We start from the raw sequence: 1,845 nt of genomic DNA on the forward strand, positions 1-1,845 counted from the left end.
TGCCCAGGCGTTCATGTCGGCGACGACCTTCGCGAACGCGGTTTCGTTGCGCAGCGGATCGATCAGGTAGGGGATGACGACGGTGTCGATGCCCAGCGTCTTGGCGCGCCGGACTGAGCCCGCGAAATCGGCCGACAGCGCCTCATAGGCGATGTGCGCGGACGGTGCCTTCAGCCCCAGCTTGTCGGCGGTCCGCCGCAGCATGGCGGCGTCCATCTGGTCGTATCCGCCGCCGCCATATTCGATCTCGCGGTACCCGATGCGCGCCAGGGTGGCGAGCGTCGCCGCCGGATCCTTCTGGAACAGTTCGCGCAGCGTATAGAGCTGGATGCCGATCGGGCGCGCGCCCGTCCGGCGGCGGCGCTGTCCGGCGAACGCGGGCGCGGCCGCAAGCGCCGCGGCCCCGGCGATGAGCGAACGCCGATCGATCATGACGAGAACACCTTGTTCACCTCGGTCTAGCGATAGGCGCCGTCGTAGCGGCCCGGCACGGGCAGGTACTCGCGCTCCTGCGTGATGCCGATCTCGGAGGTGTAGTAGCCCGCAATCACCATCTGGCGGAACGGCTCGAAGAACGCCTTGCCGCCGGGGAACTGGTCGTTCATCGCCGCGGTCAACAGCGCGTCGTGCTGCGCGGGGGTCAGCGCGGTCGCGGCCTTCTTGTACCGGCTTTGCGCCTGCGCCTCGATCGCGGTCAGGCCGGCGATGATCGGTTCGCGATCCTTGGGATAGGACCAGTCGGCCAACAGCTTCTCGATGAACTCGGGCACACCCGCCGCGATCGCGCCGGGGGTGTCGGTGGTCGGCAGCACACGTTCGGACAATGCACTGACCAGCTTGCGCTGCGCGTCGGTGAACACCGCCTTGGTCGGCGCCCCATCACTGATTTCGGGCATTGCCTCGGGCGTGAACGCCTGCACGCCCGCCGCCCGCGCGATCGGCGCGAACAGCCCCGCCCCGAACATCGCCGCGATCCCCGAAACGGCCTGCCTTCGATCGATAATCATGCCTTCCCTCCTCGTGCGGCGTGGTCCGCGGCGCGATAGGCGGCGATCAACGCCGCCTCGCCCGCCGGGCCCTTGCCCGAATTGCCATGTTCCATGCCGATGACGCCGTCATAGCCCTTTGCCTTGAGCCATCTGACGACGTGACCGTAATTGATCTCGCCCGTCCCGGGCTCGCGCCGGCCGGGATTGTCGCCGAACTGGATATAGGCGATCTCGCTCCAGCAGCTCTCCAGGCTGCGGATCAGGTTACCCGCCTGAATCTGCTGATGATAAAGGTCGGCGAGCACCTTGACCGAAGGCCGGTCGATCGCTCGCGCCATTGCGAACCCTTGCGTGAAAGTCCGCAGGAAGACGTTGGGATGGTCGACCAGCGTGTTGAGCGGCTCCATCACCAGCACCAGCCCCGCCGGTTCGACGATGTCGGCGGCACGCCGGATCGTGTCGACGATACGTGCGCCCTGCACGTCCATCGGCAGCCGTGGATCGACGAAGCCGGGGACGATCGTCATCCACCTGGCATTTAGCCGCTTCGCCACCTCGACCGACCGGCGGATGTCGGCGAGGAAACCCTGCCGCTCGGCATCGTCGTCGCCGCCCAGCACCGGGCGAAAGTCACCCCAGCGCGGCATCGACGCGACGAGCACGCCCATCCGCATGTTTCGCTGTTGCAGCGCGCGCGCCATCGCGGCCTGCTCTGCGACGCTGCGCCCCGCCGCCTCATTGTCCTCCCACGCCCGAAAGCCCTGGTCGGCGGCATAGGCGATCTGTTCGATCCGCCCGCCCCGGCTGGCGAAGCTGCCCTCGTGCGGGGCATAGTCGAGGAGGAACGGCGCGCCCC

General features: G+C 67.9%; 3 protein-coding genes. All 3 read right to left on the reverse strand.

Going from position 1 to position 1,845, the window contains the following annotated elements; genetic code table 11:
* Nucleotides 1–432, reverse strand: a 432-nt coding sequence (locus ACOJSF_RS05475; protein WP_420141215.1) for a sugar phosphate isomerase/epimerase family protein, incomplete at its 3' end; no start/stop codon positions are given.
* A gap of 26 nt (nt 433–458) precedes the next feature.
* Nucleotides 459–1,007 carry a gluconate 2-dehydrogenase subunit 3 family protein gene (locus ACOJSF_RS05480; protein WP_420141216.1) on the reverse strand — a complete coding sequence of 183 codons (549 nt, stop codon included), beginning with the start codon at nt 1,005–1,007 and terminating at the stop codon, nt 459–461.
* Nucleotides 1,004–1,845: hydroxypyruvate isomerase family protein (locus ACOJSF_RS05485; protein WP_420141217.1), on the reverse strand; the 842-nt coding region annotated here is incomplete at its 5' end. The genes ACOJSF_RS05480 and ACOJSF_RS05485, both read right to left, overlap by 4 nt.

The sequence above is a fragment of the Sphingomonas sp. genome (genome assembly GCF_048594985.1).
In the GTDB taxonomy this organism is placed as follows: domain Bacteria; phylum Pseudomonadota; class Alphaproteobacteria; order Sphingomonadales; family Sphingomonadaceae; genus Sphingomonas_I.